13 protein-coding genes are annotated in these 12,073 nt (G+C 62.6%); 6 read left to right on the top strand and 7 right to left on the bottom strand.

Annotation, left to right across the window (positions count from 1 at the left end):
* The first annotated feature begins 301 nt into the window (after nt 1–301).
* Nucleotides 302–1,267, top strand: a complete 966-nt coding sequence (locus CP49_RS25920) for an NAD-dependent epimerase/dehydratase family protein (protein ID WP_057853007.1) — start codon at nt 302–304, stop codon at nt 1,265–1,267.
* Between the two features lie 6 nt (nt 1,268–1,273).
* On the opposite strand, the gene CP49_RS25915 is transcribed toward CP49_RS25920, so the two are convergent.
* The gene (locus CP49_RS25915) at nt 1,274–2,233 is read right to left on the bottom strand and encodes a D-2-hydroxyacid dehydrogenase family protein (protein WP_057853006.1); all 960 of its coding nucleotides are present in this window, start codon (nt 2,231–2,233) and stop codon (nt 1,274–1,276) included.
* 303 nt (nt 2,234–2,536) lie between these two features.
* On the bottom strand, nt 2,537–2,731 hold the full coding sequence (locus CP49_RS25910; RefSeq protein ID WP_057853005.1) for a hypothetical protein: 195 nt from the start codon (nt 2,729–2,731) through the stop codon (nt 2,537–2,539).
* Nucleotides 2,732–2,964: 233 nt separating this feature from the next.
* On the opposite strand from CP49_RS25910, the gene ettA reads away from it, so the two are divergent.
* The 3 genes from ettA (at nt 2,965) to CP49_RS25895 (ending at nt 6,828) form a co-directional block, all read left to right on the top strand.
* Nucleotides 2,965–4,614 carry an energy-dependent translational throttle protein EttA gene (ettA, locus tag CP49_RS25905; protein WP_057853004.1) on the top strand — a complete coding sequence of 550 codons (1,650 nt, stop codon included), beginning with the start codon at nt 2,965–2,967 and terminating at the stop codon, nt 4,612–4,614.
* A 359-nt stretch (nt 4,615–4,973) separates the two neighbouring features.
* Complete coding sequence (locus CP49_RS25900; protein WP_057853003.1) at nt 4,974–5,561, top strand: TIGR00645 family protein; 588 nt, start codon at nt 4,974–4,976, stop codon at nt 5,559–5,561.
* A 73-nt stretch (nt 5,562–5,634) separates the two neighbouring features.
* Complete coding sequence (locus CP49_RS25895) at nt 5,635–6,828, top strand: lytic murein transglycosylase (RefSeq protein WP_245310868.1); 1,194 nt, start codon at nt 5,635–5,637, stop codon at nt 6,826–6,828.
* Nucleotides 6,829–7,039: 211 nt separating this feature from the next.
* On the opposite strand, the gene CP49_RS25890 is transcribed toward CP49_RS25895, so the two are convergent.
* Complete coding sequence (locus CP49_RS25890; RefSeq protein WP_057853001.1) at nt 7,040–7,312, bottom strand: hypothetical protein; 273 nt, start codon at nt 7,310–7,312, stop codon at nt 7,040–7,042.
* 230 nt (nt 7,313–7,542) lie between these two features.
* Nucleotides 7,543–7,854: a hypothetical protein gene (locus tag CP49_RS25885; protein ID WP_057853000.1), complete on the bottom strand. Its 312-nt coding sequence runs from the start codon at nt 7,852–7,854 to the stop codon at nt 7,543–7,545.
* A gap of 422 nt (nt 7,855–8,276) precedes the next feature.
* Here CP49_RS25885 and CP49_RS25880 point away from each other — a divergent pair, with 422 nt between their 5' ends.
* Nucleotides 8,277–8,558 (top strand): (2Fe-2S)-binding protein, encoded by a 282-nt coding sequence (locus CP49_RS25880; protein ID WP_057852999.1) that lies wholly within the window; start codon nt 8,277–8,279, stop codon nt 8,556–8,558.
* A gap of 139 nt (nt 8,559–8,697) precedes the next feature.
* On the top strand, nt 8,698–9,183 hold the full coding sequence (gene bfr / locus CP49_RS25875) for a bacterioferritin (RefSeq protein WP_057852998.1): 486 nt from the start codon (nt 8,698–8,700) through the stop codon (nt 9,181–9,183).
* A gap of 184 nt (nt 9,184–9,367) precedes the next feature.
* Here bfr and CP49_RS25870 read toward each other — a convergent pair whose 3' ends face one another.
* The 3 genes from CP49_RS25870 to CP49_RS25860 form a co-directional block, all read right to left on the bottom strand.
* Entirely contained in the window at nt 9,368–9,970 is a 603-nt protein-coding gene (locus CP49_RS25870; protein ID WP_057852997.1) for a pyridoxamine 5'-phosphate oxidase family protein, read from the bottom strand.
* Between the two features lie 186 nt (nt 9,971–10,156).
* Complete coding sequence (locus CP49_RS25865; protein WP_057853008.1) at nt 10,157–10,510, bottom strand: hypothetical protein; 354 nt, start codon at nt 10,508–10,510, stop codon at nt 10,157–10,159.
* Between the two features lie 256 nt (nt 10,511–10,766).
* Entirely contained in the window at nt 10,767–11,828 is a 1,062-nt protein-coding gene (locus CP49_RS25860; RefSeq protein ID WP_057852996.1) for an alpha/beta fold hydrolase, read from the bottom strand.
* Nucleotides 11,829–12,073 lie beyond the last annotated feature (245 nt).

Genomic DNA, 12,073 nt, shown 5'->3' with positions numbered 1-12,073 from the left:
TCCGGCCCGGCTGCCGCAGCAGCCCCCGGACCGGCACAGGCCCAACTGGCGCCTGTTCCCGGCGCCCAGCCGACGGTCGTGCCGCCGCTGCCCGCACCGGTCACGATCCGCTAGGCCTAAGTCACAAATAACGTTTCAAATGCGCGCCCTGTGGCGCGCCTTTTTTGTTGCCCGTGTATCCCGCCTGTCGACATCTGCGCGGCTGCCGCTTTGGGCGTCCGCCACATTCGCGCGCTTGAATTCACATTTGCTCCGACTACCTGCCGGCCAGATTTGTGGGGCAGCAACAGGAGGATTTGACATGCGGATATTTGTTGCAGGCGCCACCGGCGCCGTGGGCCGCCCGCTCGTTGCCGCGCTGATCTCGGCAGGTCACTCCGTTGTTGGCACGACACGAACGGTGGCGAAGGCCGAGGCCATCAAACGGATGGGCGCGGAACCTGCGGTCGTCGATGGGCTCGACGCGCCTGCCATTCGCGCCGCCGTGATCGCGGCGAAGCCCGAAATCATCATCGATCAGATGACCGATCTCGCTGCGGTCACGGATGTCAGGCATTTCGACCGCGCCTTCGCCACCACCAACAAGTTGCGCACGCAGGGCACCGATTTCCTGTTGGCGGCCGCGCGCGAAGCCGGTGCGAGGCGCTTCATCGCCCAGAGCTTCTGCGGCTGGACCTACGGTCGCAGTGGCGAACCGGTCAAGACCGAGGCCGATGTGCTCGATGTCGATCCGCCGGAGGAACTGCGCCGCACGCTGGAAGCGATTCAATATCTGGAGGACGCCGTTACCAGCTTGGCGACCCCCGAAGGGATCGTCTTGCGATATGGATCGTTCTACGGCCCTGACACCGGCATGCTCTCGCGCGCCATGATCGATCAGGTGCGCCGGCGCCGCGTGCCGCTGATCGGTGGTGGCGGCGGACGGTGGTCGTTCATCCACGTCGATGATGCGGCTGCCGCTACCGTGGCTGCCGTCGAGCACGGCAAGCCCGGCGAGATCTACAACATCGTCGACGATGAACCGGCGCCGGTCAGCGAATGGCTGCCGGCCCTTGCCACCCTGGTCGGAGCCAGGCCGCCGATTCGCGTGCCGGCTTGGCTTGGCCGGTTGTTCGCCGGCGAGCACCTGGTTTCGATGATGACCGAGGTACGGGCAGGCTCCAACGCCAAGGCCAGGCGGGAGCTGGGCTGGCAGCCGGCGCATCCGTCGTGGCGCGAGGGATTTGCGGAGGTTGCCAGCGGCGCAACCGCGCAGCATGCAGCCTGAGCTTGCCTACGCCAGCCGCTGCTTCGGCTCACCCTTGAACCAGGCGTCGATGCCCTCGACCATCTGCTGATAGTGGTTTCGAAAACTGTCCTCGGTGACGTAGCCGAGATGCGGCGTCAGTACCATGTTGTCGAGCTTGCGGAAGGGATGGTCGACCGGCAGCGGCTCGACCGAGAACACGTCGACGCCGGCGCCTGCGATCTTCTTTTGCGTGAGCGCTTCCAACAGCGCGCCTTCATCGACGATCGGTCCGCGCGCGGTGTTGACGAGGTAGGCGGTCGGCTTCATCCGCGCGAGATCGGCGGCGCCGACCAGCCCGCGCGTGCGCTGGCTCAGCACCACATGGATGGTGATGATGTCGGCGGTGGAGAACAGCTCTTCCTTACTGACATAGGTGACACCGACTTCCTTGCACTTCTCCGGCGTCAGATTCTGGCTCCAGGCGATCACGTTCATGCCGAAGGCCTGCGCCAGCTTCGACACCTTGGTGCCGAGCTTGCCGAGGCCGATGACGCCGAGCGTGCGGCCCTCGATCTCCATGCCGACGTGCTTCTGCAAGGGCTCGCCGGCATGCATGCGCGCGTTTTCGCGGCCGATATTGCGGGTCAGTTCCAGGATCAGGCCCATGGTCAGCGGCGCAGTCGGATCGCGGCCCCATTGCGTACCGCACAGCACCACCTTGTGGTCCTTGGCGGCTTCCATGTCGATCGCGGCATTGCGCAAGCCAGAGGTGATCAGGAGCTTCAGGTTGGGCAGGCCTGCAAACATGGTGCGCGGGAACGGGGTGCGTTCGCGCATCGCGCAAATGATCTCGAAATCCTTCAGCGCGCTGGCAGCAGCTTCCGCGCTCGCAAACGGCTGGTCGAACACCGTGACGTCGACACGGTCTTTGACTTTGGACCAGTCCGCGACCATCAGGGCTACGTTGAGATAGTCGTCGAGGATTGCACAGCGCAGCCGCGTCATGGGGAAGTCCGTTCGTGGCGAGGACGACGGCGGGATGGCCGTCAGGGAAGCTCGCCATGGTTGCGCGCAATCAGGGGCGGCGCAAGCGGACTAAACGCAGGGCAGGATCAAATAATTCTACTGCGTCATAGCTGCTCAAACACCTCATCCTGAGGAGCGGCCGTCAGGCCGCGTCTCGAAGGATGCAGGCCCGTCTGTGGCCTCATGGTTCGAGACGCGCGGAGCCTGTCATCGGGCCGCGCTACGCGCGGACCCGTTGGCGCTCCTCACCATGAGGGGCTTCTGACGGATAACCGGAAAAGCTCAGTTCAAACGGCCGGGATGCTTGGCGCGCCAGGCCGGGCCGGGGCCGCGCATATAGTGCAGTTCCGGGCGGTAGGGGTGGAACGCCCTGGCGATGAACTGGCGCCAGAAGGCGCGGAGTTCTGCCAGCGGTTTTGCCAGTCCGGCGGTTGCATGAGCCGGGGCAGAAAGGGATGCCGAAGCGATCGTAGCCATGACACAGGCCCTTTGTTTTCAAAACGCCGTTTTTCGGCGTTGAAGACGATTTTTCGCCCGATTTATTAAAAGATAGTTTCAATTGTCGGGATCTGTCGCGACATGGTGACCATCCCGTATTCATCCGTGGTGAACGGATGGAAAACGGGTTCCTGCGGTTGCCCTTTGAGAGCCACGCCGCTACATGAGCGGCAGCAAATCTCCGTAAAATCCAACCATTTCCAGGGATCGCGATGGCTCGCCAGTTCGTCTATTTCATGCAGGGTCTGACCAAGAGCTATCCGACCCGAAAGGTGCTCGATAACATCCATCTGAGCTTCTATCCGGACGCCAAGATCGGCGTGCTCGGCGTCAACGGCTCGGGCAAGTCGACGCTGCTCAAGATCATGGCCGGCCTCGACAAGGAATATACCGGCGAGGCCTGGGTCGCCCAGGGTGCCCGCGTCGGCTACCTCGAGCAGGAGCCCCACCTCGATCCTGCGCTCAACGTCCGCGGAAACGTCATGCAGGGCGTCGCCAAGCAGAAGGCGATCCTCGATCGCTACAACGAGCTGGCGATGAACTATTCGGACGAGACCGCCGAGGAGATGACCAAGCTGCAGGACGAGATCGAGGCCCAAGGTCTCTGGGATCTCGACAGCAAGGTCGATCAGGCGATGGATGCGCTGCGCTGCCCGCCCGACGATTCGGACGTCAGCAAGCTGTCGGGCGGCGAGCGCCGCCGCGTCGCGCTGTGCAAGCTGCTGCTCGACCAGCCGGAACTGCTGCTGCTGGACGAACCGACCAACCATCTCGACGCTGAATCCGTGTCCTGGCTGGAAGGTCATCTGCGCAACTATCCCGGCGCGATCCTGATCGTGACCCATGACCGCTACTTCCTCGACAATGTGACGGGGTGGATCCTCGAGCTCGATCGCGGCCGCGGCATTCCCTACGAAGGCAACTACTCGTCCTGGCTGGTGCAGAAGCAGAAGCGCCTCGAGCAGGAGGGCCGTGAGGAGGTCGCGCACCAGAAGACGCTGGCGCGCGAGCAGGAATGGATCGCGTCGTCTCCCAAAGCGCGTCAGGCCAAGTCCAAGGCGCGCTATCAGCGCTATGAAGAGCTGCTGAAGCAGGCGAGCGAGAAGCAGACGACGACCGCGCAGATCACGATTCCCGTGGCCGAGCGCCTCGGCCAGAACGTCGTCGACTTCGAAGGGCTCCACAAGAGCTTCGGCGACCGCATGCTGATCGAGGATCTCACCTTCAAGCTGCCGCCGGGCGGTATCGTCGGCGTGATCGGCCCCAACGGCGCCGGCAAGACCACGCTGTTCCGCATGATCACGGGCCAGGAAAAGCCGGACAAGGGCTCGATCACCGTCGGCGAAAGCGTGCATCTCGGCTATGTCGACCAGTCGCGCGACGATCTCGACGGCAAGAAGACGGTGTGGGAAGAGATTTCCGGCGGCAACGAACTGATCCTGCTCGGCAAGCGCGAAGTCAATTCGCGCGGCTATTGCTCCTCGTTCAACTTCAAGGGCGCCGACCAGCAGAAGAAGGTCGGCGCGCTGTCAGGCGGCGAGCGCAACCGCGTGCATCTCGCCAAGATGCTCAAGTCCGGCGCCAACGTGCTGCTGCTCGACGAACCGACCAACGACCTCGACGTCGATACGCTGCGTGCTCTGGAAGAGGCGCTGGAGGACTTTGCCGGATGCGCCGTGATCATCAGCCATGATCGCTGGTTCCTCGACCGTATCGCCACGCACATCCTGTCCTTCGAAGGCGACAGCCATGTCGAATGGTTCGAAGGCAACTTCCAGGATTACGAGAAGGACAAGATGCGCCGGCTCGGGCAGGACAGCATCATTCCGCATCGCGTGAAGTACAAGAAGCTGACGCGGTGATTTCAGGCAGAGGCCGATGCGCTCGGGCTGGGGAAGAAGGCGGCGACGTAACAAGTGTCGTCCCTGCGAACGCAGGGACCCATACCGCGTGATCTATCGATATGGCAGGATTGCTAATGCCTTCTAACGCATCTGCGTTCGGTGGCTATGGGTCCCTGCGTTCGCAGGGACGACCCTGTCGGTAGACTGCCTGCACGATGAATCCGAGGGGCGTGCCGGACCGCTATTTCGCCCAAGGAGTCCGATAACGTGACGATCCCGTAATATGCGCTGCGGCCAGTTGTCGCTTCACAGCGCGGTCAGATTGCGTAGATATAGCCATCCTTCCGCAATTCGAATCCTCCAGCGAGCCCTTCTGAATGTCCCTTACTCCCGAAACACCCTTGCCGCCCAAAGCTCAGAGGAAGGCATTGCGTCCGGTCCCGCTGCTGATCTTCAGCTCCCGCTGGCTGCAACTGCCGCTCTATCTTGGCCTGATCGTCGCGCAGGGCGTCTATGTGGTGCTGTTTCTGAAGGAGTTGTGGCACCTGTTCGCCCACGCCTTCGATTTCAGCGAGCAGCAGATCATGCTGGCGGTCCTCGGCCTGATCGACGTGGTGATGATTTCGAACCTGCTGGTGATGGTCATCGTCGGCGGCTACGAGACCTTCGTCTCCCGTCTCAATCTGGAAGGACATCCCGACCAGCCGGAATGGCTCAGCCACGTCAACGCCAGCGTGCTCAAGATCAAGCTGGCGATGGCCATCATCGGCATCTCGTCGATCCATCTGTTGCGCACCTTCATCGAGGCCGGAGGGTTGGCCTCGGGCAAGTCCGGCTACACCGAAACCGGCGTGATGTGGCAGACCATCATCCACACGGTGTTCATTCTGTCGGCGATCGGCATTGCCTATGTCGACAGATTGTCGAATGTTTCCACCGAGCATGCCAAGGCCGCCTCGCATTGATGGGCGACGTGTCGATCGACAGGATTCCGGTTTGCGACAGAGGTTGATAGCCGCGGTTCTGATACTGGCAGCGATGACGCCGGGCGCGATGCGTCCGGCCCGCGCCGCCGACGCTGACTTTACCCAGTTCATCGCCTCGCTGTGGCCGGAGGCGCAGGCTGCCGGCGTGTCGCGCGCGACGTTCGATTCCGAGACGCGCGGGCTCGAGCCCGACTACAAATTGCCCGATCTGCTGCTGCCCGGCCGGCCCCCCACCGGCGCGCCGGCGCAGGCCGAGTTCGTGCAGGTGCCGGCCGACTATGTGAAGGAAGCTTCGATCGCGCGATTGGCGGGCGAGGGGCAGAAGCTGATGCAGAAGCATCGCGCGGCGCTCGCCGAGATCGAAAAGCGCTTTGGCGTTCCCGGCAGCGTCGTGCTGGCGATCTGGGGCCGCGAAACTGATTTCGGCCGCTACCGGTTGCCTTACGACACGCTGCGTGTCGTCGCTACGCAGGCCTATGTCGGCCGGCGCAAGGATCAGTATCGCGCCGAGTTCATTCAGGCGCTCAAACTTCTCGGCGAGGGCGTGGTGGCGCGCAAGGATTTTCGCTCGTCCTGGGCCGGCGCCACCGGGTACACCCAATTCCTGCCGTCGGAATATTACAAGCACGGCGTCGATCTCGACGGCGACGGCCGCGTCGACATCTGGCATTCGGTGCCGGATGCGCTGGCCTCCGCCGCGCAGCAGCTCGTCAACAAGGGCTGGCAGGCGGGCGTGCGCTGGGCCTATGAGGTGAAAGCGCCCGCCAATGTCGATTGCACCATGGGCGTGCCCGAGGTGACCAAGCCGATCGCCGAATGGCTGCGCGCGGGTTTCGTGCCGGTGCGCGGACAGAAGTTGAGTGCGGCCGAGCAGGCGCAGCCGGCCTCGCTGTTGCAGGTGGAAGGCATCTACGGCCCGGCATTCCTGACCACGAAGAACTACTTCGTCATCAAGGAATATAATTTCTCCGATCTCTATGTGCTGTTCGTCGGCCATCTCGCCGACCGCATGGTAAGCCCGCAGCCGTTCGCGACCCCGTGGTCGGCCTCGACGCAGTTGCGCTCCGCCGATGTCGAGGCCATGCAGCGCCACCTGACGCGGATCGGCCTCTACAAGGACAAGCTCGACGGCAAGGCGGGCATGCAGACCCGCGCGGCGCTCGGGGCGTATCAGAAGTCCGCCGGCCTCAAGGTCGATTGCTGGCCGAGCGAAGCGGTGCTGCGCGCGATGAGTGCGGGGCGCTAGCGCTGTCTCTCCTCATAGTGAGGAGGCGCGCAAGCGCCGTCTCCGGACGATGCTTCGCATCGCCGGGAGAACCATGTGGCCCGACTGGGGCCTTCATCCTTCGAGACGCCGCTTCGCGGCTCCTCAGGATGAGGGCACACAAAGAAAAAGCCCGGCCGAGATATCGGCCGGGCTCTTGATCAAGACGCGCAGCGCGCGCCAATCGATCAGATCAGTTGCAGACCTCGACGCGGCGATAGCGCCAGTCGTAGCCGTCCCAGAAGCGCTCCCGAACCATACGGCACGCCGGGTAGGGCGCTTCTTCCACGTACACCGGGCCGCCGTAAGCCGGGCGGCTGGAGGCGATCGCACCACCGATGATCGCGCCGCCGAGCAGGCCGGCCGCCACGCCTGCGGCAACGCCACGCTGGGCGCTTGCGGGTGTCGAGGCAAGCGAACCGGCAATCGTTGCGACCGCGACCAAGGCAGCAAATGTCTTCTTCATGTCCTGGGCTCTCCTGGGGTGGCGCCTTCGAGCGCCGGGTTTGGGATGAACTCACACGCTGTTTCGAACTGCCGCTTCGCTAAAAAAGCGCACATGGGTCAATCGAAAGTAAACGTTCCCAAAGCGTGGCCGGAAAAAGCGGTCTTTTTCGGGCCGGAAACGGCATTCATCCCGGAAAAGCGGGTGCCTTCCCGGGATATCGAGCGCAATTTAATGAAGATGAACGGAGACTAGTCGCAAACCCTGACGTTGCGGACCCGCCAGCCATACCCATCCCAGAACCGCTGCCGCTGCCAGATGCAGGATTCACCGTAGCCGGGATCGACGACATAGGCGGGGCCGCCGTAGCCGGGCCCGTAATAGCCCGGGCCGTAATAATAGCCGTTCTGCGAAGCAATCGCGCCGCCGACGATGGCGCCGCCGATCAAGCCGGCTGCGACGCCTGCAGCAACGCCGCGCTGTGCATGGGCAGGAGCCGGGATAGCCACGGCCGAAACGGTCAATGCGGCGGCGGCACCGAGCGCCATCAATGTCTTCTTCATGGCCTCACCTTTCTCGCGGAGGACGTTAGTTCTGTCCGGACAAAAGTTCCACATTTTGCGTGAATGATCAATGAACGGCTGCGGTGCCACGATACCAAAGTTCCTCACCCGGCCGACCCGGCGCGAGAGTGTGAGTGACAGCACTTACTGCGGCATCAGCGTCAGCGATAGTTCCAGTGCTAACGGTTGGAACCTGTCTTCCTGGAGCGGAGACAGTTCTTCGTCTCACGATTCCGCTTCGTCCAGCGACAGCGGCGGGTAATCAGCGCCGGTTTGATTTACCGCAACACCGCTGTTTAGATTCATTCCAGCATTTCCCCGGCATCAGTTTGGAATTGCTTGAAAATGCGGCTTTTCCTTTTGCATCTCGCCGCGCTCTTCCATATCGATGAACGGGCATCACCAAGGGTTCTTTTTGTTACATGATCGTCTGTTCCTGCAACGTCCTGAGCGACCACGATGTCCGTAGTGCCGTGAGTGCGGCTTCGGACTTGCTGCGAAATCCGAAACAGATTTACGGTTGCCTCGGCTGCAGTGCCGAATGTGGCCGGTGCGCGCGCACCATCAAGACCATCATCGACGAAGCGCTCGGCGCCTGCGCCAAGGAGTGCTGCTCCGGTTGCCCGCATAGTCGCGCGGCGAATGACGAGCCGGCCCAGGAAGTTAGCCCGGTTGCTCCGGCTTTCGCGCTCGCGGCCTGCTGAAAACCCCCTGAAATCCTCTGATTTTCCGCTGTTTCCACCGCTTTTTTCGCGGAACGGTTGCTCTCGGCACCAAACTCATTTAGAAGCGTTCTAAATGCAGTGTCAGGCCGCGTTTGGCCTGGGAAAATCGGAGTGGACCATGCAGGGCGATCCCAAAGTCATCGACTATCTCAACAAGGGCCTGCGCAGCGAGCTCACCGCGATCAACCAGTACTGGCTGCATTACCGGCTCCTGAACAATTGGGGCCTCTTGGAATTTGCCAAGGTCTGGCGCAAGGAATCCATCGAGGAGATGGAGCACGCCGACAAGTTCACCGACCGGATTCTGTTCCTCGACGGCTTTCCCAACATGCAGGTGCTCGATCCTCTGCGCATCGGCCAGAACGTCAGGGAAATCATCGAATGCGACCTTGCAACCGAGATGACCGCGCGCACGCTCTATCAGGAAGCCGCGACCTATTGCCATGGCGTCAAGGATTACGTCTCGCGCGATCTGTTCGAGAGCGTGATGAAGGATGAGGAACATCACATCGATTTCCTCGAAACCCAGCTTGACCTGATCCAGCGCATCGGGCTCGAGCTCTACACCCAGAAGCATGTCGGCGGGCTGGAGAACGGGGACTGACCTTCTCACCCTCCCCTGGAGGGGGAGGGTCGCCGCGAAGCGGCGGGGTGGGGTGACGGTCTCTCCACGTCCAACAGTGTGCGAGTGGAGAGACCGTCACCCCACCCCGTCTCGCATTTCGCTTCGCTCAATACGAGCCGACCCTCCCCCTCCAGGGGAGGGTAATCCCCGCCGCGACAATCCCCTACAACTGCGTCTTATACCGCTCGTAAATCACTTCCTGGCTTTCGCGCTCGCCGAGGCCGGTCTGGTCGTGGATCACTTCGCCGATGCTCGGCATCACCGAACGCTCGACCCGCTCGCTCGCCCACAGCTTCGAGCGCATCAGCGCCTTGCCGCAGTGAAAATAGGCTTCCCTCACGTCGATGCGCAGCACCGCGCGCGGCGGCTTGCCGAACTCGACCATCGACGCCATCAGCTCCGGATCCACAGAGACACTGCCCTTGCCGCCGACGCGCAGCGTCTCGTCGATCCCGGGCACGAAGAAGATTAGCTGCACGAAGCCGCTTCCCTCGACAATGTTGCGAAAACTGTCGATGCGGTTGTTGCCCGAGCGATCCGGCATCAACAGCAGGTGCGGTCCGGCGACATGAATGAAGCCGGGATTGCCGCCGCGCGGCGATGCATCGACGCTGCCGTCCGAGCCCGAGGTAGCCAGCACGCAGAACGGCGACATGCCGATGAATTTCTTGGCATGGACGTCGATCTCCGGCCGCGCCTTGGCAATCACGCGCGGCGAGGGAGCGGGATAGATCGAGGCGAGATCCTCGGGGGCAAGATCGGACAAGGGCGGCTCCTTTCGATTGCGCCGGAGATTATCACCCCGCAAGTTTTGCGTCATCCCCGGGTTGGAAGGCTTTTATCTCCGTCATTGCGAGTATCTCCGTCATTGCGAGCGACAGCGAAGCAATCCACCTCTCCGCGCGGGGATAAATGGATTGCTTCGCTTCGCTCGCAATGACGTCCGTTATGGTCAAACCGCATCCGCCGGCACGAAGCAGCTAATGATGATGCTGCCGCGGTGATGCACGTACCACACCACGGCCTCGCCGATCGGGTTGCCCTGGTCGCGAATGACCGCGCGCTCGGGCACCTGCATCCATTGGCCCTCGATCGGAACCCAATAGGCGCCGCCGCGAACGTCGTACGTGGTGCGGTGTCCGTCCGAAACATCGCAGCAGGGCACGCCGTTCGGCGCGATCACGCTGTTGAACCAGGCGCGGATATCAGGTGGTACGTGGTCGAACTGGCCCCTGTCGACGGCGAGCGCCGCGCCGGCCGACACCGAAAGGCAGGCGAGCAAGGCGAATGGCGCGAGCCTTCGCATCCGATCCTCCGCTGCGTTTTTGTCTTGTCCTTGCGAGCGCATTGCCCACGATTCGTAATGCACGCACAATTCAAGCGGAGCCCGCCTGCAGATGCACGCTCAAATAATGAGCGATATGCTCGATGCAGATTTGATGCGGTGCGAGATCATGGCTTCTTCTTGTCGCCAGCGTTGCCTTGGTCGCGCGCCTTCACTTGCGATTTCGGCGCGACATTCTTCTACGCCATCGCGCGCTTGCTTCAATGTCCGTGCCGGTTCACATCGCCCGCCGCGGGGCGGTCTGCAACAGTTCTTCCACCTGCTTCTTGTAGAACTTCGCATTGCCGGTCGTGAGATGGCCCCGCGTCTCGCTGGAGGCTGATATCAGGAAGAGGCGGCCGTTCTTGACGCGTTTCATCGCGGCATCGGTGACGCCGGTTTCCGGCGGATTGCGCTCGTCGTCGGCGGCATTGATCAACAGCAGCGTGGCCTCGATCTTCTCCAGCGACGGAGCCGGATTGTAATCGTGCGACGCCTCCCACTGGTAGATGAAGTCGTTGGCATCGGCGGTGATGGCGGTTGCCAGCCGGTCATCGACCATCTTGTCGGCCTGCGCCGCCGTCGGCGCCAGCGCCTGATAGGCCAGCGTGCCGCCGCCGGTCGCAATGCCGTATGCGTTGATGGCATATTTCATCATGCGCGGCTGGGTGATGTAATTGCCGCTGATGTAGTCGGGATCGTTCTTGATGGTCTCCAGCATCATCCGCCGTAGCATCCAGTTGCGCGCCGCCATCTCGGTCGGCTGCGACGCCATCGGCACCAGCGCGTCCATCATTTGCGGATATTTGCCGCCCCAGATCCACGTATGCATGCCGCCCATCGAATTGCCGATGACGAGCCGCAGATGTTTTACGCCGAGCCCTTCCGTGACCAGGCGATACTGCGCGTCGACCATGTCCTCGTAATTGTATTTCGGAAACGCGGTCTTCATGCCGTCGGAGGGCTTTGACGATTTACCGTGGCCGACACTGTCGGGAATGATGATGTAGTATTTGGCGGCATCGAGCGGCTGGCCCGGGCCGAACAATTCGCCGCCGAAGGTCGCCGTCAGCATGCTGGCGGCCGAGCCGCCCGAGCCGTGCAGCACCAGCACAGGCTGTCCGGTCGGCTCGCCGATCGTGGTGTAGTGCAGCCGCAGTTCGCCCATCGTCTCGCCGGTATGGAATTTGAAATCCCTGGCGATCCAGTCGCCCTGCTTAGGTGCGGGATAATCGGCCGCGAAGGCCGTAATGGAGGTCAAGGCGAAGGCTGCCGACAAGGCTGCGCGCGACAGATTCATGATGGTCTCCCCAGGGGCCGCGGCTGTCTTGTGCGCCGCTTGCGGGGAACCCTATCACACCGGTTATTTCCGTCACCAGATCGGCGGCGATGCGCTATCCCTCCACCTCGGTTTCCGGCCGGTCATTGCCGGCGGCGGTCTCGGAGCGCCATCGGCCATCCTCGGTTTCGTACTCGATCACCTCCGTGCGGCCCGGCACCCGCTGCTCGGCCGCCGCGCGCCGGGCGGCTGCCAGCGCCGCGGCG

The sequence above is a fragment of the Bradyrhizobium valentinum genome (assembly GCF_001440405.1).
Classification (GTDB): Bacteria; Pseudomonadota; Alphaproteobacteria; order Rhizobiales; family Xanthobacteraceae; genus Bradyrhizobium; species Bradyrhizobium valentinum.
The sequence above is the reverse complement of the archived record's forward strand: the minus strand, read 5'-3'. Positions and strand labels throughout refer to the sequence as shown.

What these genes read in the sequence shown, in the direction of transcription:
- CP49_RS25900 (WP_057853003.1), top strand. Translation starts at nt 4,974, where the DNA reads ATGTCCCTTACTCCCGAAACACCCTTGCCGCCCAAAGCTCAGAGGAAG.
- bfr (WP_057852998.1), top strand. Translation starts at nt 8,698, where the DNA reads ATGCAGGGCGATCCCAAAGTCATCGACTATCTCAACAAGGGCCTGCGC.
- CP49_RS25890 (WP_057853001.1), bottom strand. Translation starts at nt 7,312, where the DNA reads ATGAAGAAGACATTTGCTGCCTTGGTCGCGGTCGCAACGATTGCCGGT.
- CP49_RS25860 (WP_057852996.1), bottom strand. Translation starts at nt 11,828, where the DNA reads ATGAATCTGTCGCGCGCAGCCTTGTCGGCAGCCTTCGCCTTGACCTCC.
- CP49_RS25880 (WP_057852999.1), top strand. Translation starts at nt 8,277, where the DNA reads ATGATCGTCTGTTCCTGCAACGTCCTGAGCGACCACGATGTCCGTAGT.
- CP49_RS25915 (WP_057853006.1), bottom strand. Translation starts at nt 2,233, where the DNA reads ATGACGCGGCTGCGCTGTGCAATCCTCGACGACTATCTCAACGTAGCC.
- CP49_RS25895 (WP_245310868.1), top strand. Translation starts at nt 5,635, where the DNA reads ATGACGCCGGGCGCGATGCGTCCGGCCCGCGCCGCCGACGCTGACTTT.
- CP49_RS25910 (WP_057853005.1), bottom strand. Translation starts at nt 2,731, where the DNA reads ATGGCTACGATCGCTTCGGCATCCCTTTCTGCCCCGGCTCATGCAACC.
- CP49_RS25885 (WP_057853000.1), bottom strand. Translation starts at nt 7,854, where the DNA reads ATGAAGAAGACATTGATGGCGCTCGGTGCCGCCGCCGCATTGACCGTT.
- ettA (WP_057853004.1), top strand. Translation starts at nt 2,965, where the DNA reads ATGGCTCGCCAGTTCGTCTATTTCATGCAGGGTCTGACCAAGAGCTAT.
- CP49_RS25920 (WP_057853007.1), top strand. Translation starts at nt 302, where the DNA reads ATGCGGATATTTGTTGCAGGCGCCACCGGCGCCGTGGGCCGCCCGCTC.
- CP49_RS25865 (WP_057853008.1), bottom strand. Translation starts at nt 10,510, where the DNA reads ATGCGAAGGCTCGCGCCATTCGCCTTGCTCGCCTGCCTTTCGGTGTCG.